Origin of the sequence: Magnetospirillum sp. ME-1, from assembly GCF_002105535.1 — a bacterium.
Taxonomy (GTDB): domain Bacteria; phylum Pseudomonadota; class Alphaproteobacteria; order Rhodospirillales; family Magnetospirillaceae; genus Phaeospirillum.
The window spans coordinates 530001-549423 of sequence record NZ_CP015848.1 but is presented as its reverse complement, the minus strand read 5'-3'; the positions used below and the strand labels follow the sequence as shown (position 1 = coordinate 549423).

General features: G+C 65.9%; 19 protein-coding genes and 1 tRNA gene (1 of these 20 running past the window's edge). 14 read left to right on the top strand and 6 right to left on the bottom strand.

Annotated features, from left to right (window positions below):
- Window positions 1-39: 39 nt before the first annotated feature.
- From WV31_RS02465 to WV31_RS02455, 3 genes are all read left to right on the top strand, one after another.
- Window positions 40-2079: an EAL domain-containing protein gene (locus WV31_RS02465; protein ID WP_085372113.1), complete on the top strand. Its 2040-nt coding sequence runs from the start codon at window positions 40-42 to the stop codon at window positions 2077-2079.
- Between the two features lie 2 nt (window positions 2080-2081).
- Window positions 2082-2570, top strand: coding sequence for a prolyl-tRNA synthetase associated domain-containing protein (locus WV31_RS02460; RefSeq protein WP_085372112.1), 489 nt, complete (start codon window positions 2082-2084; stop codon window positions 2568-2570).
- A gap of 79 nt (window positions 2571-2649) precedes the next feature.
- Window positions 2650-3303 (top strand): MlaC/ttg2D family ABC transporter substrate-binding protein, encoded by a 654-nt coding sequence (locus WV31_RS02455; protein WP_237051459.1) that lies wholly within the window; start codon window positions 2650-2652, stop codon window positions 3301-3303.
- Between the two features lie 132 nt (window positions 3304-3435).
- On the opposite strand, the gene WV31_RS02450 is transcribed toward WV31_RS02455, so the two are convergent.
- The gene (locus WV31_RS02450; protein WP_085372110.1) at window positions 3436-3924 is read right to left on the bottom strand and encodes a hypothetical protein; all 489 of its coding nucleotides are present in this window, start codon (window positions 3922-3924) and stop codon (window positions 3436-3438) included.
- Between the two features lie 134 nt (window positions 3925-4058).
- Between WV31_RS02450 and guaA the strand changes: the two genes are divergently transcribed.
- Entirely contained in the window at window positions 4059-5615 is a 1557-nt protein-coding gene (gene guaA / locus WV31_RS02445; RefSeq protein WP_085372109.1) for a glutamine-hydrolyzing GMP synthase, read from the top strand.
- A 33-nt stretch (window positions 5616-5648) separates the two neighbouring features.
- Here guaA and WV31_RS02440 read toward each other — a convergent pair whose 3' ends face one another.
- Window positions 5649-6611 (bottom strand): ChaN family lipoprotein, encoded by a 963-nt coding sequence (locus WV31_RS02440; RefSeq protein ID WP_085372108.1) that lies wholly within the window; start codon window positions 6609-6611, stop codon window positions 5649-5651.
- Window positions 6612-6685: 74 nt separating this feature from the next.
- On the opposite strand from WV31_RS02440, the gene WV31_RS02435 reads away from it, so the two are divergent.
- Genes WV31_RS02435 through WV31_RS02425 form a run of 3 tightly spaced genes read left to right on the top strand, consistent with a single transcriptional unit; the run spans window position 6686 to window position 10061 of the window.
- Window positions 6686-7624 carry a TAXI family TRAP transporter solute-binding subunit gene (locus WV31_RS02435; RefSeq protein ID WP_085372107.1) on the top strand — a complete coding sequence of 313 codons (939 nt, stop codon included), beginning with the start codon at window positions 6686-6688 and terminating at the stop codon, window positions 7622-7624.
- 26 nt (window positions 7625-7650) lie between these two features.
- The gene (locus tag WV31_RS02430; RefSeq protein ID WP_206072577.1) at window positions 7651-9708 is read left to right on the top strand and encodes a TRAP transporter permease; all 2058 of its coding nucleotides are present in this window, start codon (window positions 7651-7653) and stop codon (window positions 9706-9708) included.
- On the top strand, window positions 9705-10061 hold the full coding sequence (locus WV31_RS02425) for a DUF1850 domain-containing protein (protein ID WP_085372106.1): 357 nt from the start codon (window positions 9705-9707) through the stop codon (window positions 10059-10061). Before WV31_RS02430 ends, WV31_RS02425 begins: the two co-directional genes overlap by 4 nt.
- Window positions 10062-10149: 88 nt before the next feature.
- Here WV31_RS02425 and WV31_RS02420 read toward each other — a convergent pair whose 3' ends face one another.
- From WV31_RS02420 to WV31_RS02410, 3 genes are all read right to left on the bottom strand, one after another.
- The gene (locus WV31_RS02420; protein WP_085372105.1) at window positions 10150-11433 is read right to left on the bottom strand and encodes a TRAP transporter large permease; all 1284 of its coding nucleotides are present in this window, start codon (window positions 11431-11433) and stop codon (window positions 10150-10152) included.
- Window positions 11430-12131, bottom strand: a complete 702-nt coding sequence (locus tag WV31_RS02415; RefSeq protein ID WP_206072576.1) for a TRAP transporter small permease — start codon at window positions 12129-12131, stop codon at window positions 11430-11432. The genes WV31_RS02420 and WV31_RS02415 overlap by 4 nt, the downstream gene beginning before the upstream one ends.
- Before the next feature lie 82 nt (window positions 12132-12213).
- Complete coding sequence (locus WV31_RS02410; RefSeq protein WP_085372104.1) at window positions 12214-13227, bottom strand: TRAP transporter substrate-binding protein; 1014 nt, start codon at window positions 13225-13227, stop codon at window positions 12214-12216.
- Between the two features lie 103 nt (window positions 13228-13330).
- Here WV31_RS02410 and WV31_RS02405 point away from each other — a divergent pair, with 103 nt between their 5' ends.
- The 6 genes from WV31_RS02405 to WV31_RS02385 all read left to right on the top strand — a co-directional run bounded on the left by WV31_RS02405 (window position 13331) and on the right by WV31_RS02385 (window position 17734).
- Complete coding sequence (locus tag WV31_RS02405; RefSeq protein WP_085372103.1) at window positions 13331-15286, top strand: PAS domain S-box protein; 1956 nt, start codon at window positions 13331-13333, stop codon at window positions 15284-15286.
- Window positions 15283-15885 (top strand): response regulator transcription factor, encoded by a 603-nt coding sequence (locus WV31_RS02400; RefSeq protein ID WP_085372102.1) that lies wholly within the window; start codon window positions 15283-15285, stop codon window positions 15883-15885. Before WV31_RS02405 ends, WV31_RS02400 begins: the two co-directional genes overlap by 4 nt.
- A gap of 102 nt (window positions 15886-15987) precedes the next feature.
- Window positions 15988-16269 (top strand): response regulator transcription factor, encoded by a 282-nt coding sequence (locus WV31_RS22750; protein ID WP_335645114.1) that lies wholly within the window; start codon window positions 15988-15990, stop codon window positions 16267-16269.
- A 66-nt stretch (window positions 16270-16335) separates the two neighbouring features.
- Window positions 16336-16641, top strand: coding sequence for a response regulator transcription factor (locus WV31_RS22745; protein WP_335645113.1), 306 nt, complete (start codon window positions 16336-16338; stop codon window positions 16639-16641).
- A 514-nt stretch (window positions 16642-17155) separates the two neighbouring features.
- The gene (locus WV31_RS02390; RefSeq protein WP_237051458.1) at window positions 17156-17614 is read left to right on the top strand and encodes a DUF192 domain-containing protein; all 459 of its coding nucleotides are present in this window, start codon (window positions 17156-17158) and stop codon (window positions 17612-17614) included.
- Between the two features lie 43 nt (window positions 17615-17657).
- Window positions 17658-17734 (top strand) — tRNA-Pro (locus tag WV31_RS02385).
- Window positions 17735-17741: 7 nt separating this feature from the next.
- Here the strand turns inward: WV31_RS02385 and WV31_RS02380 are convergent.
- The gene (locus tag WV31_RS02380) at window positions 17742-18902 is read right to left on the bottom strand and encodes a hypothetical protein (protein WP_237051457.1); all 1161 of its coding nucleotides are present in this window, start codon (window positions 18900-18902) and stop codon (window positions 17742-17744) included.
- 214 nt (window positions 18903-19116) lie between these two features.
- On the opposite strand from WV31_RS02380, the gene WV31_RS02375 reads away from it, so the two are divergent.
- Window positions 19117-19423 carry the start of a proteasome-type protease gene (locus tag WV31_RS02375; RefSeq protein ID WP_085372100.1) on the top strand. It continues 428 nt past the right edge of the window, so 307 of the gene's 735 nt are visible here — the first part of the coding sequence; it begins with the start codon at window positions 19117-19119; its stop codon lies beyond the right edge, outside the window.

The window sequence follows — 19423 nt, the reverse complement described above, 5'->3', positions numbered from 1 at the left end:
CGGGAAATAGGGCGTCGACCTGATGTGTTCTGGGGGGAAATGGACGACGTGACAATCAAGGCCAGGATCAGCATCACCCGCGTGGTGTTTCTGCTGTCCCTGACGGCCACCGTTCTGGCGTTGGGCGTGGTCGTCCTCATATCCGGACATGTGCGCGAGAAGTCGGTGCATGACCTCGCCCGCGACGAGGCGCGGCAGACCTCGACCCTGGTGTTCGAGACCCTGTACGCCGCCATGCGCAAGGGCTGGTCCAAGGACGAGATCAACGACGTGATCTCGCGGCTGCAGAACGCGCTTCCCGACCTGTCCATCCACGTGATCCGCGGTCGCCCGGTGATCGAGCAGTTCGGCGAGATCGGCAACGACGCGGCGCTGGTCAGCATCGATCCCATGCTCCGCGAGGTGTTCGCCACCGGCAAGGAGACCTTGCTGCCCAGTCCCACCGGCATCCGCTACCTCTATCCCCTGACCGTCAAGGAGGAGTGCCTGGCCTGCCATACGGCGGCCAAGGTGGGCGACATCAACGGCGTCATCGACATCGTCTATCCGGTGCATGCCCTGAAGGTGTCGCTGGACTACGTGCTGAACACGGTGCTGGCCTATTTCTTCGCCATCCTGCTGCTGCTGTCGGTGGCGCTGTATTTCAAGCTGAAGATCTTCGTGGCCAAGCCCATCACCAACATGGTCGGGCTGATGCAGGAGATCATCCTGCACACCGACCTGTCGCGCCGGGTGGAGACCAACGGCATCATCTCCGAGGTGGCGGACCTGTCCGACTACTTCAACAAGCTGCTGCGCACGGTGGAGGAGTACCAGCACCGCCTGGAAGACCTGTCCATCCGCGACCCCCTGACCCGCCTTTACAACCGCCGCAAGTTCGACGAGTTCCTGGACCACGAGATCGACCGCACCGAGCGGCACGGCCATCCCTTCTGCCTCGCCCAGATCGACCTGGACGACTTCAAGAACATCAACGACACCTTCGGCCATCCCATCGGCGATCTGGTGCTGAAGGAGCTGGCCAGCGTGCTGCACCGCGAGGTGCGGCGCACCGACGTGGTGGCCCGGGTGGGCGCCGACGAGTTCGCGGTGCTGCTGCCCGAGACCACCATGGAGGAAGGCATCGCGGCGGCCGAGAAGCTGCGCCAGGCGGTGGCCGACTGTCAGCTGGGCCTGCCGGTGGGCGGGGTGCGCATCACCGCCTCCATCGGCCTGGTGAGCTATCCCGACAATGCCGACGACGCCCAGAAGCTGGCCATCGCCGCCGACGTGGCCATCTACAAGGCCAAGCGCTCGGGCAAGAATCAGGTGGGGGTGATCGGCGAGGGCGAGGATTCCACCGTCGCCATCTTCAGCCAGGGCGAGATGGTGCGTTCGGCCCTGGCCGAGGGGCGTCTGGTGCCCTTCTTCCAGCCCATCGTCGCCGCCGAGGATGGCGCCATCGCCGCCTACGAGGTGCTGGCCCGCGTGGTGGACGGCGATCAGGCGGTGTGCGCCGGCGACTTCATCGAATCCGCCGAGGAACTGGGGCTGGCCGGCGAGATCGACGCCGCCGTGTTCGACGGCGCCCTGGCCGCCATGGCGGCGGGCCGCCTGGGCGACGCCAAGATCTTCGTCAACCTGTCGGCCAAGAGCCTGACCGACCGCGAGCGCATGATGGCCATCCCCGCCCGGCTGCGCGCCGCCGGGGTTTCGCCGTCGCGGGTGGTGCTGGAAATCACCGAGCGCGAGGCCCTGCCCCATTTCGGCGACATCGTGGCCATGATCAACGAACTGCGCTCCACCGGACTGGGCTTCGCGCTGGACGATTTCGGCTCGGGCTTCTCGTCGTTCCTGTACCTCAAGTACATCACCGTCGATTACGTCAAGATCGAGGGCAGCTTCATCCGCCACGTGGTCACCGACGAGCGCGACCGCATCATGGTGGAGCACATCCACTCCATGGCGCGGCGCTTCGGCATGACCACCATCGCCGAATTCGTCGAGGACGAGGCGACCATGGTGCTGCTGCGCAAGATGGGCATCAATCTGTGCCAGGGCTTCCACATCGCGGTGCCCAAGCCCATCGACAGGCTGTGACGATGCCCGCCACGTCCGACGATCTGTTCGCCCTGTTCGACCGCCTGGATATCCGGGCGGTCACCCACCGTCACGAACCGGCCTTCACGGTGGAGCAGGGCCACCGGGTCTGGGGCTCCATTCCCGGCGTTCACTGCAAGAACCTGTTCCTCAAGGACGGCAAGGGCCGGCTGTGGCTGGTGGTGGCGCCTGCCGACCGCCGCGTCGATCTCAAGGCACTGCCGGCCAGGATCGGTGCGGCGCGGCTGTCCTTCGGCTCGGCGGAGCTGCTGGTGGAGGTTCTGGGGATCGAGCCCGGGTCGGTAACCCCCTTCGCGGTGATCAACGATTCCGCTCAGCGGGTGTCCGTGGTCCTCGATGCGTGGATGATGGCGCAGGACCTGGTCAATTACCATCCGTTGCGCAACGACATGACCACCACGCTGACCCCGGCCGAGCTGGCGCGGTTCTTCGAACACACCGGGCATGAACCCCGGGTGGTCGAGCTGTAGCCTGGGTCTTGCCCTTCCTCCCCGCTTTGCGTTATTTCCTCTCCCGCATATGGCCTTTTGACAGGGGACGAGTCCGGACATGGCTATGACCTATCTGCGGCGGATGACGGCGGCCATGATGCTGTCCCTCGGATTTCTCCTGATTTCCGGGATCGCTCACGCCGCCGATGTGGAGCAGGGCCGCCGGGTGGTGCAGAGCGCCGTGGACGAGGGGATTTCCACCTTCGTCGGCAAGACGCACCCCTTGCCGGAACGGACCCGCCTGCTGGACAACCTGCTGCGCCGCTATGTCGATCCGCCCATGCTGTCGGCCAGCATCCTCGGCCGCTATTGGGGCAAGATCACCCCGGCCGAGCAGAACGCCTTCTCCGAACTGTTCGTGCGCTATCTGGTCAGCTCCTACGTCAGCATCCTGGGCCGCGCCGAGCCGGGCACCACCGTCAAGGTCGCTCAGGCCATGGACCTGGGGACGCGGGTCCGGGTGCTGTCCTCCGCCTCGCTGCCGTCCCAGCCGGGCGAGCCCATTCCGGTGGAGTGGGAGGTGGCGACCACCGCCGAGGGCAAGCCGGCGATCATGGACCTCACCGCCCAGGGGGTCAGCCTGATCCGCGCCATGAAGGACGACTTCGCCTCGGTGCTGCGCTCGTCGGGCGGCAAGATCGAACCGCTGATGGAGGCCCTGCAGCGCAAGATCGAGGCTAATGACAAGGTCAACGCCGCCCAGGCGGGGTGAACCCACCTGATTTTTCTTGTCATCCCGAGCGCATGCGAGGGATCTCATCCTGGAACGGCTTTTCCAATTGGGAAGCAGTATTCCAAGCGGAGATCCCTCCGCCCGGGGGGCGTCGGGATGACAGGTTGAGCGCTAAGCCCCCAAATATACCAGTTTCTCGCCTTCCTTGAACTCGCCCGAGACGGCGAGATCCTTGAAGAAGTCCGCCACGCCCCGGGCCGGACCGGTCAGCGCGTTGATGGGGCCGGGCTTCAGCCCCAGGCCGTGGGCCTTCAGCAGGCGGGGCTCGGCCTCCTTGGTGGCGAAGAACAGCACCACGTCGTCGCCCTTGGGGGCCGCCATCAGGGTCAGGCGCGCCGCGTCCACGTACTGCACCAGGAACAGGCCGGGCGCCAGGCGGGCGGCGCGGGCCTTGCCGGTGGGGCCGTCCGGGGTCGCCACGTCGTAAAGCTTTTCCGCCGCGTTCCACGTCACCTTGACCTCGACCCCGTCGGGACGGCGATAGCGCCCGTCCTTGACCCCGTCCACCCGGACGGAGGCGGAAGCCGGGACGGTCTCTGCCTCCACCTGATAGCAGGCGGGCAGAAGCAGCAGGAGCAGCAGGGCGGCGAAACGGCGCATGGATGGGTCCTTCCGGCTGAATTCGCCCGGACCCTACCATCGTCGGACGGGGCATGGAATTGACCTCTGCCAAGTGCTTGTTCCGGGCGGGACGAATCGCTAAAGTCCGGCCCTTGTTTCCCCCGGAGGAAGTCATGTCCGAGCGCATCCTGATCGTCGATTTCGGCTCGCAGGTCACCCAGCTGATCGCGCGCCGCGTGCGCGAAGCCGGCGTCTACTGCGAAATCCACCCCTTCAACCGGGTGAGCGTCGACAGCATCCGCGAGTTCGGCCCCAAGGGCGTGATCCTGTCGGGCGGCCCGGCCTCGGTGGCCGATTTCGGCAGCCCCCGCGCGCCGCAGGGCCTGTTCGACATGGGCCTTCCCATCCTCGGCATCTGCTACGGCCAGCAGACCATGTGCGAGCAGTTGGGCGGCAAGGTGGAGCCGGGCGACCACCGCGAGTTCGGCCGCGCCATGCTCAAGGTGGCGGGCGAGCCCTGCGCCCTGTTCGACGGCATCGCCCAAAAGGGCGACGAGGTCCAGGTGTGGATGAGCCACGGCGACCGCGTCACCGCCATTCCCGCCGGCTTCAAGGTGGTGGCCACCTCCGAGGGCGCGCCCTTCGCCGCCATCGCCAATGCCGACAAGCGCTTCTACGGCGTGCAGTTCCACCCCGAGGTGGTGCACACTCCCATCGGCAAGCAGCTTCTGTCCAACTTCGTCCACAAGATCGTCGGCTGCGCCGGCGACTGGACCATGAAGGCCTTCCGCGAGCAGGAAATCGCCAAGGTCCGCGCCCAGGTGGGCAAGGGGCGGGTGATCTGCGGCCTGTCGGGCGGCGTCGATTCCTCCGTGGTGGCGGCCCTGCTGCACGAAGCCATCGGCGACCAGCTGACCTGCGTGTTCGTCGATACCGGCTTCATGCGTTCGGGCGAGTCCGAACAGGTGGTCAGCGTCTTCCGCGACCGCTTCAATATCAAGCTGGTCCACAAGGACGCCTCGGACCTGTTCCTGGACAAGCTGGCGGGCCTCACCGACCCTGAGAAGAAGCGCAAGATCATCGGCGCCACCTTCATCGACGTGTTCGAGGAAGAGGCCAAGGCGGTGGGCGGGGCCGACTTTCTGGCCCAGGGCACCCTCTACCCCGATGTGATCGAAAGCGTCAGCTTCACCGGCGGGCCCAGCGTCACCATCAAGAGCCACCACAACGTGGGCGGCCTGCCCGAGCGCATGAACATGAAGCTGGTGGAGCCGCTGCGCGAGCTGTTCAAGGACGAGGTCCGGGCCTTGGGCCGCGAGCTGGGCCTGCCTGACGACATGGTCGGCCGCCATCCCTTCCCCGGCCCGGGCCTGGCCATCCGTGTCCCCGGTCAGCCGCTGACCCGCGAGAACCTGGACATCCTCAGGAAGGCCGATGCCATCTATCTCGACGAGATCCGCAAGGCCGGCCTCTACGACGAGATCTGGCAGGCCTTCGCCGTGCTGCTTCCCGTCCGCACCGTGGGCGTCATGGGCGATTCCCGGTCCTACGACTACGCCTGCGCGCTGCGTGCCGTGACCTCCACCGACGGCATGACCGCCGATTTCTACCCCTTCGACATGGCCTTCATCGGCCGGGTGGCCAACCGCATCATCAACGAGGTCAAGGGCATCAACCGCGTGACCTACGACATCACCTCGAAGCCGCCGGGCACCATCGAGTGGGAGTAAGCTTCGGAAGGCCCCTTCGGGGGCCTTCCTGTTTTACGGCTTCGCCTTCTTCTGCATGTGCTTTTCCATCATGGCGCACTGGTCGTCGCGCTGGGCGCGGCCGGTGAACCAGATCAGGTCGAAGGGCGGCGTCCTGGTGCCAAAGGACTCGCCATAGGCGGCGGGTTTGGTCTTGGCGCTTTCCACTTCCAGGAAGCCGATGGTCAGCATGGGAATGCCGGGGACCATGGCGCCCAGGCGCACCGGTACGCCCCGGTCGGCGCGGACATGGCCGGAGCCGGCGATCAGCACCGCCGGCCCCGCCTCGGGCCGCGAGGCCTGGTCGGCCAGCACCTCGGCCATGGCGGCGTCGCGGGCCCGCTGCACGCGCACCATGGGCGCCACCGCCTGTTCGGGCAGCAGGTTGCAGTGGCCTTCCCGGATATCGGCGGCCAGGGCCTTCTCGTCGGCCGGAGCCAGGGGCTGGTCCAGGCCGAACCGGCCGTCCACGTCGGCGCCCTGTTCGCCCTTGGCGATGCGCCGGGTCAGGTCCTGGGGCAGGTTGGCGGCCTTGACCTCGCCCCTTGCGGCCAGGGCGGCCTCGACGATGGGGCGGTAGAGCGTCCAGTCGGGCCAGCCGCGCTTCTCCCAGTCCAGCGCCGCCCCCAGCCCGGCCGGGTCGCCGATATTGCCGTCGATGACGCCCTGACGGTCGGTATCCACCATTTCCAGCGCCAATACCGGCCGGCGGCCGGCGGCGGCCAGTTCGCGCACCACCCAGGCCTGCAGCGCGTGGTGGTCGGGATTGTCGTGGGTCTCGCCCAGCATGACGATGCCGGCCCCCTGCGCGGCGTCGATCACGTCTCGCGGGCTCCGCCACTTGCCGGTGGCCGGTTCCCAGACCTTGCCGGCCAGCGGATGGCCGGCGGCCAATTGGGGTGACGGCGGCGGCTCGGCCCAGGCGGGCGCGGCCCAGAACAGGGCGAGACAGGCGAAACGAACGAATGTTCGGGTCATCTGGTCAAGGCGGGGGGGTTGCGTTATGGTCATACCAAACCCTTCTAATAGAACACCAATGCTCGGGAGGCATCATGAAGAGGGTTATCGCGGGGGCCGTGCTGGCCTCGTTCTTGGCGTTGCCGGCCTTGGCCGCCGACCAGTTCCTCAACATTCTTACCGGTGGCACCAGCGGCGTCTACTACCCGCTGGGCAATGCCCTGTCGTCCATCTACGGCAAGACCCTGCCGGGCGCGCGGGTCACCGTCCAGGCCACCAAGGCGTCGGTGGAGAATCTCAACCTGCTGCAGGCCGGGCGGGGCGAGCTGGCCTTCACGCTGGGCGATTCGCTGACCCAGGCCTGGGAGGGCGTGGAGGAGGCCGGCTACAAGGCGCCCTTGAAGAAGCTGCGCACCGTGGCGGCCATCTATCCCAATTACATCCAGATCGTTGCCACGGCGGATTCAGGGATCAAGACCCTGGCCGACCTCAAGGGCAAGCGGGTGTCGGTGGGCGCGCCCAAGTCGGGTACCGAGCTCAACGCGCGCGCCATCTTCAAGGCGGCGGGCCTTTCGTATTCGGACATGAAGGTGCAGTACCTGCCCTTCGGCGAATCGGTCGAGCTGATGAAGAACAAGCAGCTGGACGCCACGCTTCAATCGGCCGGGCTGGGCGTCTCGTCGCTGCGCGATCTCGCCACCGGCGACGACATCGTCATCGTCGCCGTCTCGGCCGAGGTGATCGCCAAGACCGGCGATCCGGCCTATATCGCCTCGGTGGTGCCGGCCAACACCTATCGCGGCCAGACGGTGGACGTGCCCACGGCGGCCGTGCGCAACTTCCTGGTCACCCATGAAGGGGTTCCCGCCGATCTGGTCTACGGCATGACCAAGTCCATGTTCGCCAACATGCCCGACCTGCTGGCGGCCCATTCGGCGGCCCGCGAGATCGATCCGGCCAACGCGGCCAGGTCGCCCATTCCGCTGCATCCGGGGGCGGAGAAGTACTACCGCGAGGCGGGGCTGTTGAAATAGACGCGCGAAAAGGGGGGGGAAGGGCCATGAGCCAGCATGACGGGAATGGTGTCGATCCGTCCGAGATCGACACCAAGGGCGAGGTGTTCGGCCACGGCGTGGACTCCAGGGGGATCTTCTGGATCGCCATCGTCTTTTCCGCCTTTCAGATCATCACGGCGGCCTATTCGCCGCTGTCCTCGCTGCCGGTGCGCTCGCTCCATGTGGGCTTTCTGCTGCTGATGGTCTTCGCCCTTTACGCCGCCATGGGACGGGGCAACCCGGTGAAGGTGGCGGTCGCCTGGGGGCTGGGGGCCTTGTCCTTCGGCCTGTCGCTCTATCATCTCGTCTACGAGGGCGAGCTGGTCCAGCGTTCGGGCGACCCCAGCACCACCGATCTGGTGGTGGGGACCATCATGGTGGCCCTGGTGTTCGAGGCGGCGCGCCGCCTGATGGGCTGGGCCCTGCCGCTGCTCTGCCTGGTCTTCGTCGCCTATGCCGCCTTCGGCGAGGTGCTGCCTTCGCCGCTGGGCCATCGCGGCTATGGCTTCGACCAGATCGTCAACCAGTACTTCCTGGGGACCGAGGGGATCTTCGGCATTCCCTGCTATGTGTCGGCCACCTACATCTTCCTGTTCATCCTGTTCGGCAGCTTCCTGGAACAGGCGGGAATGATCCGCCTGTTCACCGATCTGGCGCTCGGCACCGTCGGCCACACCAAGGGCGGTCCCGCCAAGGTGGCGGTGGTGACCTCGGGCCTGATGGGCACCATCAACGGCTCGGGGATCGCCAATGTGGTGACCACCGGGCAACTGACCATTCCGCTGATGAAGCGTTTCGGCTATCGCGCCGAGTTCGCCGGTGCGGTCGAGGCCACCGCCAGCATGGGCGGCCAGATCATGCCCCCCGTCATGGGCGCCGTGGCCTTCATCATGGCCGAGACCCTGAACATCTCCTATGCCGAGGTCTGCAAGGCGGCGGCCATTCCGGCCCTGCTCTACTACGCCTCGGCCCTGTGGATGGTGCATCTGGAGGCGGGAGTCGCCGGGCTGCACGGCATGCCCAAGGACCAGTGCCCCAGCGCGCTGAAGGCCCTGAAAAGCCAATGGTACCTGCTGGTGCCCCTGGCCGCCCTGGTCTATCTGCTGCTGGCGGGTTTCACCCCCATGTTCTCGGGAACCGTCGGGCTGGCGCTGACCGCCATCGTCATCCTGGGCTCCTCCATCGCCGCCAATATGGGCGGCATGGCCGGGCGGCTGGTGTTCTGGGGGACGCTGGGCGTGGCGTCGTCGGCCTTCTTCAAGCTGGGCATCAACGTGGTGGTGGGCATCGTCGCCGCCCTGATCGCCGTCAATTTCTTCGTGCGCGGCGGCCGCGAGACCATGCGCATGACCGTGCGCGGACTGGTGGAAGGCGCGCGCTCGGCCGTGCCGGTGGGCGTCGCCTGCGCCCTGGTGGGCACCATCATCGGCACCATGACGCTGACCGGCATCGCCGGTTCCTTCACCCAGGGGCTGGTGGCCCTGTCGGGCGGGTCGCTGTTCCTGACCCTGGTTCTGACCATGATCGCCTCGCTGATCCTCGGCATGGGCATTCCCACCATTCCCACCTACATCATCACCTCGTCCCTGGTGGCGCCCATGCTGTTCAAGATGGGCGTGCCGCTGATCGTCTCGCACATGTACGTGTTCTATTTCGGCATCCTGGCCGATCTCACCCCGCCGGTGGGGCTGGCCGCCTTCGCCGCCGCCTCCATCGCCCGGGCCCAGTTCTTCACCACCGGCATGTGGGCGGTTCGCGTGGCCATGGCCGGGTTCGTGGTGCCGTTCATGGCGGTCTACGATCCGTCGCTGATGATGGTGAGCGGCTCGCTGCTCGATACCGCCTACATGGTGGCCAAGTGTCTGCTGGCCATCGGCCTGTGGGGGGCGGCGGCCATCGGCTATCTGTGGGCGCCCATGCCCATCTGGGAGCGGGCCGTGGCCGTGGCGGCGGCGTTTCTGCTGGTGGCGGCCATTCCGTGGACCGATCAGGCGGGCTTCGCCCTGTCGGCGGTGTTCATCGCCTGGCACTGGTTCCGGACACGCCGCGTGGTGCCGGCTTGAGCGGATTATGCGCGGTTGCGGCGGCGGGGCTCTCGCTGCTGACATCGTCGGATGACTTCACCCTGGCCTGGACCCATTCGGTGGAGAAGGTGGAGTGGCGCGAGGACTGGCGGGTGGAATCCGGCCGTCTGCATCTCCACCAGGCCTCGGTCATGGGCAGCGGCGCCGGCATGGAGCCGCCGCCCGAGGCGGTCCTGCGCAACGGACGCTGGGTCTGGCATCCGGGTATCGCGCAGGACGAGATCGTCCTGGCCCGCTCGGACTTCACCGCCGACTGGCGGCTGTGCGTGGACGGTGTCTGCGGCGAGTTGCACAAGGAAAAGGGGCAGACCCGCCTGCGGGCCTGCCCCTGACTCTCTTGTCACCCTGAGGCATCGCCGAAGGGTCTTTCAGGTGAGAACGGAGACTGAAAGATCCTTCGCGCTGCTCAGGATGACACTGTCACATCACCCCCAGCATCTTGGGCAGCCAGATGGACAGCGGCGGCCAGTAGGTCACCACCACCAGGAAGCCCAGCATGGCCAGCAGCCAGGGCCACACCGCCACGGTAAGGTCGGTGATGCCCATCTTGGTGATGCCCGATGCCACATAAAGATTGAGGCCCACCGGGGGATGGCACATGCCGACCTCCATGTTGACCACGATCAGGATGCCGAAATGCACCGGGTCGATGCCCAGCTTCATGGCCACCGGGAACAGGATGGGGGCCATGATCAGGACGATGGACGACGGCTCCATGAAGTTGCCGGCGACCAGCAGCAGCAGGTTCACCACCAGCAGGAAGGCGATGACGCCCAGCTCCTTGCCGACGATCCAGTCGGCGATGGCGTGGGGGATGTTCTCGTTGGCCAGCACGAAGCTGAACAGCACCGCGTTGGTGATGATGTACAGCAGCATGGCCGACATGGAGGCCGACGACAGCAGGATCTTGCCCACGCCCTTGAGCGGCATGTCCTTGTAGACGAACACCGCGATGAGGAAGGCGTAGACCGCGCTCATGGCCGCCGCCTCGGTGGGGGTGAACACGCCGGTGTAGATGCCGCCGATGACGATGACGATCAGGGCCAGGCCCCAGATGGCCTCGCGCAGCGTGCGGAAGCGCTGGCCCCAGGTCGCCTGGGGCAGGCGGGGATAGTCGTTCTTCCAGGCGATGTACCAGGTTACCGCGCCCAGCACGGTGGCCAGCATCAGGCCGGGAATGACGCCGGCCATGAACAGGGCGCCCACCGAGGTGTTGGTGGCCACCGCGTACATGACCATCACCAGTGACGGCGGGATCAGGATGCCCAGCGCGCCCGAGGTGGTGATGACGCCGGCGCCGAACTTGTTGGGGAAACCTTGGCGGACCATGGCCGGCAGGATGATGGAGCCGATGGCCACCACGGTGGCGGGGCTGGACCCCGACACGGCGGCGAACAGGGCGCAGGCCATGACGCCGGCCAGGCCCAGGCCGCCATACCAGTGGCCGACCATGGCCGTGGCGAAGTTGATCATGCGCCGGGCCACGCCGCCATGGGTGAGGAAGTTGCCCGCCAGGATGAAGAACGGGATCGCCATGATCTCGAACTTCTCGATGCCGGTGAACAGCTTCAGCGCCACGGATTCGATGGGAACCTGGGTGAAGAGGAACAGGAAGGACAGGACGGTGAGGCCCAGCGAGATGGAGATGGGCATGCCGGTCAGCATCAACGCGATCAGCAGCCCGAAGATGACGGCGGAATTCATGGCCGCTTCTCCTTGTCGCTATCACCCTTATCGTCTTTGGCGTCCTTGGGGTGAAGGTTGTCGGACATTTCGAACCAGTTGATGTCCTGGGCGGCACGCTGGGGATCGGTCTTGTCTTCCTCCAATCCTTCCACGTGGCCGTGGTCGTGGTGAGGCAACTCGCCGGTCTTGATGTAGCCGACGCAGACCTGGAGGAAGCGGAAGCACATCAGGGCCGACCCCAGCGGAATGGCCGAGTAGACGATCCAGGTGGGCATCTCCATGTCCGGGGTGATCGGGCCTTCGTAAAGGTCGCCGGTGGGCAGGCCGAAGGCGTGGAGGAAGGCGTAATGGGCGCCGTTCTCCATGACGAAATGGCCCCCCATGTACGAGATGATGCCGGTGAAGGTGGCGCCGGCCAGCAGGCCGAACACGATGAACTTCGACCGCCACTGGTCGTTCAGGCGGTTGATCACCACGTCGACGCCCACATGGATGCCGGTGCGCACGCCATAGGCGGCGCCGAACTTGGCCATCCAGACGAACATGATGATGCACAGTTCCTGGGCCCAGGCGAAATCCAGGTGCCCGACGATGGGATACAGCAGGGCGGTTCCCGCCGCGTAGCGTTGCAAGACGGCGACGAAGATGATCAGCGTCGCCGCGCCCATGAGAAAGGCAATCAGCCATTCTTCAAGGTGATCGAGGGCTCTCAGCATGGGACCTCCCACGAAAGCCGAATGAATGGAATCGGATGAGGGAGGGGGGCGCCCCAACGCGCCCCCTCCCGTCAGGCCGGGATCAGTTCTTGAAGCCGAACTTGGCGGCTTCCTTGTAGAACGACTCGATCAGATCCTTGCCGACGCGGCCTTCCATGTCCTTGTGGACGGGGAGCAGGGCCTTGCGCCAGGCGTCGATCTCGGCGGGGGTGGGCTCGTGGAAGGCGGTCTTGCCCGAGGCCTTCATGGCCTTCACCGCATCGTCGTTCTCGGTCTGGGCGATGGCGTTGGCGAAGACGGTGGCTTCGTTCATGGCGCCTTCCAGGGTGGCGCGCACGTCGGCCGGCAGGCCTTCCCAGAACTTCTTGTTCACGATCACCGCATAGCCGAGATAGCCATGGTTGGTCATGGTGGCGTGCTTTTGCACTTCGTGCATCTTCTGGGTGTACATGTTGCTGGGCGGGTTCTCGGTGCCGTCGACCACGCCGGTCTGCAGCGCCTGGTAGACTTCCGAGAAGGCCATGACCTGGGGCAGCGCGCCCAAGGCCCGCATCTCGGCGTCCAGCACCTTGGAGGACTGGATGCGCATCTTGACGCCCTTGAGGTCGCTTGGGGCCATGAGGGGCTTGTTGGCGCTCATGATCTTGAAGCCGTTATCCCAGTAGGCCAGGCCGATGATGCCCTTGCCTTCCAGCTTCTTCAGCAGGCTGGCGCCCACCGGACCGCCGGTCACCGAACGCAGCACGTCCTTGCTGGGGAAGATGTAGGGCAGGTCGAAGACCTCGAATTCCTTGACGCCCAGCGGGCCGAACTTGGCCAGCGATGGCGCCAGCATCTGGACGGCGCCCAGCTGCAGGGCCTCCATCTCTTCCTTGTCCTTGTAGAGCTGGCTGTTGGGGTAGACTTCGACCTTGACGCGCCCCTTGGTGCGTTCCTCGGCCAGCTTCTTGAAGTATTCGGCACCCTTGCCCTTGGGGGTGTCGGGGGCCACAACGTGGCTGAACTTGATGACGATCGGCTGAGCCTGCTGCGCCATGGCGGTGCCGGTCAGCATGCAGGCGGCGATAGCCCCCGCGATGAGGGTTCCCAACTTCATGATATTTCCTCCCAAGATGCCTGTAGATCAGGCTATTCCACACTACTATAGGAATCGGGCCGCACCTCGGCCATTGTGGTGATCCACAAGGGGATAAGGACCCATGAACGCACCGAAAGCCCTCAGGGATCGTCAGGCCATCCAGGCCATGCCCGTGGTGGCCATGGGGCTGGTGGTCATGCTGCTGGGCGTTCTGCTGTGGCTGCTTCACCGCAACGAGGTAGAGGAGGAAAAGCGGGTTCTGATCCAGGACATCCTGTGGGTCGAGCAGAATCTCTATTTCCATCTTTCCTCAGGCGTGGAACGGCTGGGGCAGCTGGCCGATCTGGCGGGACGCGGCGGGGTGGCTTCCCCGGAGTTCGTTCTGCAAAGCCGCGCGCTGATCAGCGCCGATCCAGAGGTGGAGCGGGTCCTCGTCCGCGATGCCGAGGGAACCATCCTTCAATCCCTGCCGCCGGTCGAGGCCGATGGTGGGGGCGTGGGCGATCCGCAATGGCATTCCACCCTGGCCCTGGCCCGCTCGTCGGGACGTCCGGCCTATAGCCCGCCCTTCACGATCGAGGGCAAGGGGGCGCGGTTCGAGGCCCAGGTGCCGTTCTTCCGCAACGGTCATTTCGCCGGCACGGTGGCGGGGGTGTTCTCGCTGGACGCCATGCTGGCCCATCACGTGCCCTGGTGGTTCGCCCAGGCCTACCGGCTGGAGATTCTGGACGGCAACGGCACCTTGCTGGCGGCCAAGTCGCAATTGTCGCCGTCCGAGCCCGGCGCCAGCTACACGCTCCGCTTCGAGCCGCCCGGCCACGGGCTGGAACTGGTGGCCATCTCGTATCACAGCGATCCGCAATTGCTGCGCAATGTGCTGGCGGCGGCCATCTTCATCCTGTCCTTGCTGTCGGTCTCCAGCCTGTGGGCGCTCAGGCGGCACGTGCGGCGCCGGCTGGCGGCCGAGCAGGCCCTTCGCACCGAGCACGCCTTCAGGAAGGCCATGGAGGATTCGCTTACCGTGGGCATGCGGGCCCGTGATCTGGAAGGCCGCATCACCTACGTCAATCCCGCCTTCTGCCGCATGGTGGGCTGGACCGCCGAGGAACTGGTCGGCACCGTTCCGCCCATGCTCTACTGGCTGCCCGAGGACCTGGAAAACACGTACGAGATTCACCGGGCGGTGCTGCGCGGCGAGGCGCCGGCGGAAGGATTCGAGCTGGTGTTCCGGCGCAAGAACGGCGAGCGCTTCAACGCCCTGGTCTACGAGGCGCCGCTGATCGAGTCGGACGGACGCCATACCGGCTGGATGGCCTCGGTGCTGGATGTCACCGAGCGCAAGCGGTCCGAGGAACTGTCGCGCCAGCATCAGGAAAAGCTGCAGCATACCGCCCGCCTGATCACCATGGGCGAGATGGCCTCGACGCTGGCCCACGAGTTGAACCAGCCGCTGTCGGCCATCGCCTCCTACGCCACCGGCTGCCTCAACCGGCTGTCGGCGGGCGACACCAGGGCCGAGGAACTGGTGCCGCCCATCACCAAGCTGGGCGCCCAGGCCCAGCGGGCCGGACAGATCATCCGCCGCATCCATGACTTCGTGAGGAAGAGCGAGCCCATGGTGGTGCCGTGCTTCCTCGACGAGATCATCGAGGGCGCCGTCGGCTTCCTGGAACCCGACGCCCGCAAGCGCGGCATCCGCATCGACCTCGATGTGGAAGGCGCCAAGCCGAGGGTCGAGGCCGACCACATCCTGATCGAGCAGGTGATCCTCAATCTGGTGCGCAACGCCATCGAGGCCATGGGACACACACCCAGGCCGCAGCGGATGCTGTCCATTGCCCTGGAGAGCGAGGACGGCCAGGCCCGGGTCCGCATCGCCGACCGGGGCACCGGCATCGCGCCCGAGACGGCGGCCAACCTGTTCAGCCCGTTCTTCACCACCAAGGAGGCGGGCATGGGAATGGGCTTGAACATCTGCCGCTCCATCGTGGAAGCTCATCGCTGCCATCTGTGGTTCGAGCCGAACCCGGAGGGCGGCAGCGTCTTTTTCTTCACCCTGCCGGAGATGACCGGATGACCGAGGGCGTGGTCTACATTGTCGATGACGACGAGGCGATTCGCGACGCCCTGGGCTGGCTGTTCCAGTCGCGTGGCGTCACCGCCGAATGTTTCTCCTCGGCCGAGGATTTCCTGGCCGCCTGGAGCCCGGGATGCAGCGGCTGCCTGGTGCTCGACATCCGCATGGAAGGCATGACCGGGCTGGAACTGTTCGACCGGCTGTGCGAGATGGGCGCCAAGCTGCCGGTGATCTTTCTCACCGGCCACGGCGACGTCCCCATGGCGGTGTCCGCCCTGAAGAAGGGCGCCCGCGACTTCGTCGAGAAGCCCTTCAACGACAACGAGCTGGTGGACAAGGTGATCGAGGCCCTGGCCTGGGAAATGCAGCGCCTGGCCAGCGACGCCGACGCCGCCTCCCTGGCCCAGCGCCTGGAAAACCTGACGCTGCGCGAACGCCAGGTGATGGACAAGGTCCTGGCCGGCAAGCTCAACAAGGTGATCGCCGACGACTTGGGAATCACCATGCGCACCGTCGAAGTCCATCGCGCCCATCTTTTCGAGAAGATGGGGGTGAAGACCGCCGTCGAGCTGGCCCAGCTTCTTTCTTCGCGGCGCTAGGGTTGCTGTGGGTTTACAAGACGCTCGCCGTGGGTCATCTTTTCATCGGGCGAAAACTAGCCCAATCAGTGGTTGAATTTCTTCTTTGATGAAAGGTCGGTCATGACGGCGGCCCCCGAAATTCACGTGGTGGATGATGATCCCGCGGTGCGCGATTCCCTTCGCATGCTGCTCGAAGCCTCCGGGCATACGGTCAAGGTCCATGCCGATGCCGAGAGCTTCATCGCGGCCGGGCTGAACGGCGATGGCCCCGGCTGCGTGGTCGCCGACGTCCGCATGCCGGGCATGAGCGGGCTGGACCTGCTGCGCATCCTGCAGGACCGCGACATCGACCTGCCGCTAATCGTCATCACCGGCCATGCCGATGTCAGCATGGCGGTGTAGGCCCTCAAGGAGGGGGCCTCCGATTTCATCGAGAAGCCGTTCGACGACGCCATCTTCCTGGCCGCGGTGAACAAGGCCCTGTCCAGCAGCCAGCGTGCCTGGGTCGAGCGCCGCCGTCTCGACGGCATCGAGGCGCGGGCCAACTCGCTGACGCCGCGTGAATATGAAGTGATGGTCCTGGTGGCCCAGGGCCTGTCCAACAAGGCGGCCGCCGCCGAGTTGGGGATCAGCGTGCGCACCGTGGAAATCCACCGCGCCCGCGTCATGGAAAAGATGGCCGCCGACAGCCTGTCCGTTCTGGTACGCATGGTGCTGGAACTGGAGGAAGCCGGGCGGCTGGTCCACGACGGCGACGAGGCGGAGGCGGGCTGAACCGTCTTACCCTTCGCCCTTCTGAACGTTGCGCCAAATGAAAGGGGCGCCGGTTTGCACCGGCGCCCCTTCGTGCGACCAGAAAGCGGAAACGTCACACTGTGCGGTCACGCTTCCCTGCCGAGGAGGGTGGGGATGGGCGGGAAGGCCCCCCAAGGCAGTATCTCCGGTTCTGGCCTTCGGAGGCTTTCGCCTCTGTCCAGCTCACGAAACAGACTCTATCAAAGTATTCGCAAGATGAAAACAGGAAAATCACCCGTTCAATTTGCAACAATGATTGCATTAACTATGTGTATATTTAAAAGTACATTTGGATAAAATTTTAGACAAATCCCACCGGACGGCGGAATCCCTGCGGTTGCAATGGGGGCGGGGCCGGTTCTCGCCAGCGGCAGTGTTGCGCGGGGTGGCGGGAGGATGGAGTGGCGGCAACGGGGATAGGTAAATTGTCCTCTATTGCCTCTCCGCGCCTGGAAGCGCACCATTGTCGCGTCCAAAGATGAGGGGAAACGGCATGATTCGGGTCTTGGCGGCGGTGATTTTCGTCCTGCTGGGTGCGGCTGCGTCGGCGGCTCCGGTGACCTTCGGCGCGTCCAGGCTGGAAGTGGTGGCCGAAGGAGGCAAGCGCCATGCCTTCGCGGTGGAACTGGCCGCGACCCCGGAACAATTGTCGCAAGGCCTGATGTTTCGCCGGGACCTGCCGGCGGGAACGGGCATGCTGTTCGATTTCGGCACCCCGCGCCAGGTCTCCATGTGGATGAAGAACACCCTGATCCCTTTGGACATGCTGTTCATGGACAGTGGCGGGCGCGTCGTCTACGTGGAGCAATACGCGGTCCCGGGCAGCCTGGAGCCGCGCGGTCCGGCCGAACCGGTGCTGGGTGTGCTGGAGCTTCCCGCCGGAACCGCCCGGCGGCTGGGGCTGAAGCCCGGCGACCGGGTGATCCATTCCATGTTCGAGCGGGGGCGCTGACTCGCCTTGCGCTAAAGTCCCAAACCCCTTACTTTCCGCCGCACGGGGCGTAGCTCAGCCTGGTAGAGCGCCAGCTTTGGGAGCTGGATGTCGGAGGTTCGAATCCTCTCGCCCCGACCAATCCCTCCTACAGGAAGACCTTGCTGGTCGGCCAGCCGTGCGGCGGGACCATGGACGGCCGGCTGGCGCCGAAAGGCGTGCCGGAAAACAGGGTGAAGCCCAGCGTGGCCGCCCGCTTGATGTCCTGGCCCGACGACGTGTTCCACAGGCACAGTTCCAGCCCGACACCACGCACCTCGTGGGCCACCACCGACAGCAGGGCGTAGAGCGCCGAATGGGTGAAGGCCGCCTGCTTGGCCTGGGCCTCGTTGAAGCACAGATGGCTGACCCCGCACTCCTTGAGGAACCGTGCCATCTCCGGTTCGGGAAAGATGCGCACGCCCACCATGGCTCCCCCGGCCAGGACGGCGCGAATGACGTCGCGCAGCCGGGTGCGGCTGGCCGAACTCACCGCGCCGGTCAGCTCGACCATCAGTCCTCCGGGGCAGAACGCGGTCAGATGGCGGATCTCGGCGGTCATCACATGGTAGTCGGCCATGGTGTGGTCGTTCAGCGCCTGGGGCATGATCACCAGGCCCTGGTTGGTGGGCGAGGCGGCCACCGCGTGCTGGAGGTTGGCGTTGCGCTCGCGGGCCAGCGGGTCCTGCTCTCCCGCCAGCTGCACGGCGTCGTCCAGCAATTCGTGGCCCTGGAACTGGCGTCGCGTCATGGCGCGGTTGCCGACGATGGCCTGGGCGGCGGCATCCCATACCGGCTGGAAGACCACCTGCAGATTCACGCTGGAATGGCGCTCGTGGGTGTCGAGGACGGTTTCCATGGCGGGCAGGGCGGCCGCCGCGGGGCGATGCTTCAGGCGGTCCAGGGGCAGAACCTGGACGGTGACGTTGATGTGTCCCGACGACTGGCCGAACAGGCGTTCCTTGATCTCGCGCGAGATGGCGGTGGCCTTGACCATGCCCTCGGCATCGCTGAGACCGGGGAACAGCAGCATGTATTTGCCCGGCTCCAGCGGGACGCAGGCATCCTCGGGCGCCAGCCGGCGCTGGATGATGTGCTCGGCGATGGACAGGGCCTTGGGCAGGGCCGCGCCCAGGGCCGCGCCCGGGGCATCCGGCAGGACGCTGACCAGGTGGATGCGCCCGAAGCTGCCCGGACTGCCGTGTTCCAGCATGGTGCCGATGATGGCTTCGAAGGCGTCCCGGTCGGTGAAATGGTCCGTCATGGTCATCGACCTTTCCGCATCTCTCACGCAATGATACAGGCTTGGCGGCCTCGGCAATATACGGTCCATTACCAATGTATGGGATGCTTGGCCGGCGGGCAGCCACTGCCCAGGAATTGGGCGTTGCCGCCACTCCTCGCCGGGGGATGCCGCCATTTCGGGGCTGGCCCGCCTTTTGCGTCGGCCTTGGTCCGATGGATCGCCAGGGGGAGGGAAGACCGTGAGTTATTGCCTGGGCATGCGGCTGAAGGCCGGCATGGTGTTCGTATCCGATTCCAGGACCAATGCCGGCGTGGACAGCGTTGCCACCTTCCGCAAGTCCTTCGTCTTCGACGGGGCCGAGGACCGGGTGATCGTCATTCTTACCGCCGGCAATCTGGCCATCACCCAATCGGTGATCAGCCTGCTGGAGGAGCGTCTGCACGGTCCCGACCGGGCCCGCTCGCTCTATGGCGTCAAATCCATGTACGAGGTGGCCCGCCTGGTGGGCGAAACCTTGCGCGAGGTTCACGCCACCGACGGGGCGC

Excerpts from the sequence above, each read along its gene's own strand:
- WV31_RS02465 (WP_085372113.1), top strand. The coding sequence starts at position 40 with ATGGACGACGTGACAATCAAGGCCAGGATCAGCATCACCCGCGTGGTG.
- WV31_RS02460 (WP_085372112.1), top strand. The coding sequence starts at position 2,082 with ATGCCCGCCACGTCCGACGATCTGTTCGCCCTGTTCGACCGCCTGGAT.
- WV31_RS02455 (WP_237051459.1), top strand. The coding sequence starts at position 2,650 with ATGGCTATGACCTATCTGCGGCGGATGACGGCGGCCATGATGCTGTCC.
- WV31_RS02450 (WP_085372110.1), bottom strand. The coding sequence starts at position 3,924 with ATGCGCCGTTTCGCCGCCCTGCTGCTCCTGCTGCTTCTGCCCGCCTGC.
- guaA (WP_085372109.1), top strand. The coding sequence starts at position 4,059 with ATGTCCGAGCGCATCCTGATCGTCGATTTCGGCTCGCAGGTCACCCAG.
- WV31_RS02440 (WP_085372108.1), bottom strand. The coding sequence starts at position 6,611 with ATGACCCGAACATTCGTTCGTTTCGCCTGTCTCGCCCTGTTCTGGGCC.
- WV31_RS02435 (WP_085372107.1), top strand. The coding sequence starts at position 6,686 with ATGAAGAGGGTTATCGCGGGGGCCGTGCTGGCCTCGTTCTTGGCGTTG.
- WV31_RS02430 (WP_206072577.1), top strand. The coding sequence starts at position 7,651 with ATGAGCCAGCATGACGGGAATGGTGTCGATCCGTCCGAGATCGACACC.
- WV31_RS02420 (WP_085372105.1), bottom strand. The coding sequence starts at position 11,433 with ATGAATTCCGCCGTCATCTTCGGGCTGCTGATCGCGTTGATGCTGACC.
- WV31_RS02415 (WP_206072576.1), bottom strand. The coding sequence starts at position 12,131 with ATGCTGAGAGCCCTCGATCACCTTGAAGAATGGCTGATTGCCTTTCTC.
- WV31_RS02410 (WP_085372104.1), bottom strand. The coding sequence starts at position 13,227 with ATGAAGTTGGGAACCCTCATCGCGGGGGCTATCGCCGCCTGCATGCTG.
- WV31_RS02405 (WP_085372103.1), top strand. The coding sequence starts at position 13,331 with ATGAACGCACCGAAAGCCCTCAGGGATCGTCAGGCCATCCAGGCCATG.
- WV31_RS02400 (WP_085372102.1), top strand. The coding sequence starts at position 15,283 with ATGACCGAGGGCGTGGTCTACATTGTCGATGACGACGAGGCGATTCGC.
- WV31_RS22750 (WP_335645114.1), top strand. The coding sequence starts at position 15,988 with ATGACGGCGGCCCCCGAAATTCACGTGGTGGATGATGATCCCGCGGTG.
- WV31_RS02390 (WP_237051458.1), top strand. The coding sequence starts at position 17,156 with ATGATTCGGGTCTTGGCGGCGGTGATTTTCGTCCTGCTGGGTGCGGCT.
- WV31_RS02380 (WP_237051457.1), bottom strand. The coding sequence starts at position 18,902 with ATGACCATGACGGACCATTTCACCGACCGGGACGCCTTCGAAGCCATC.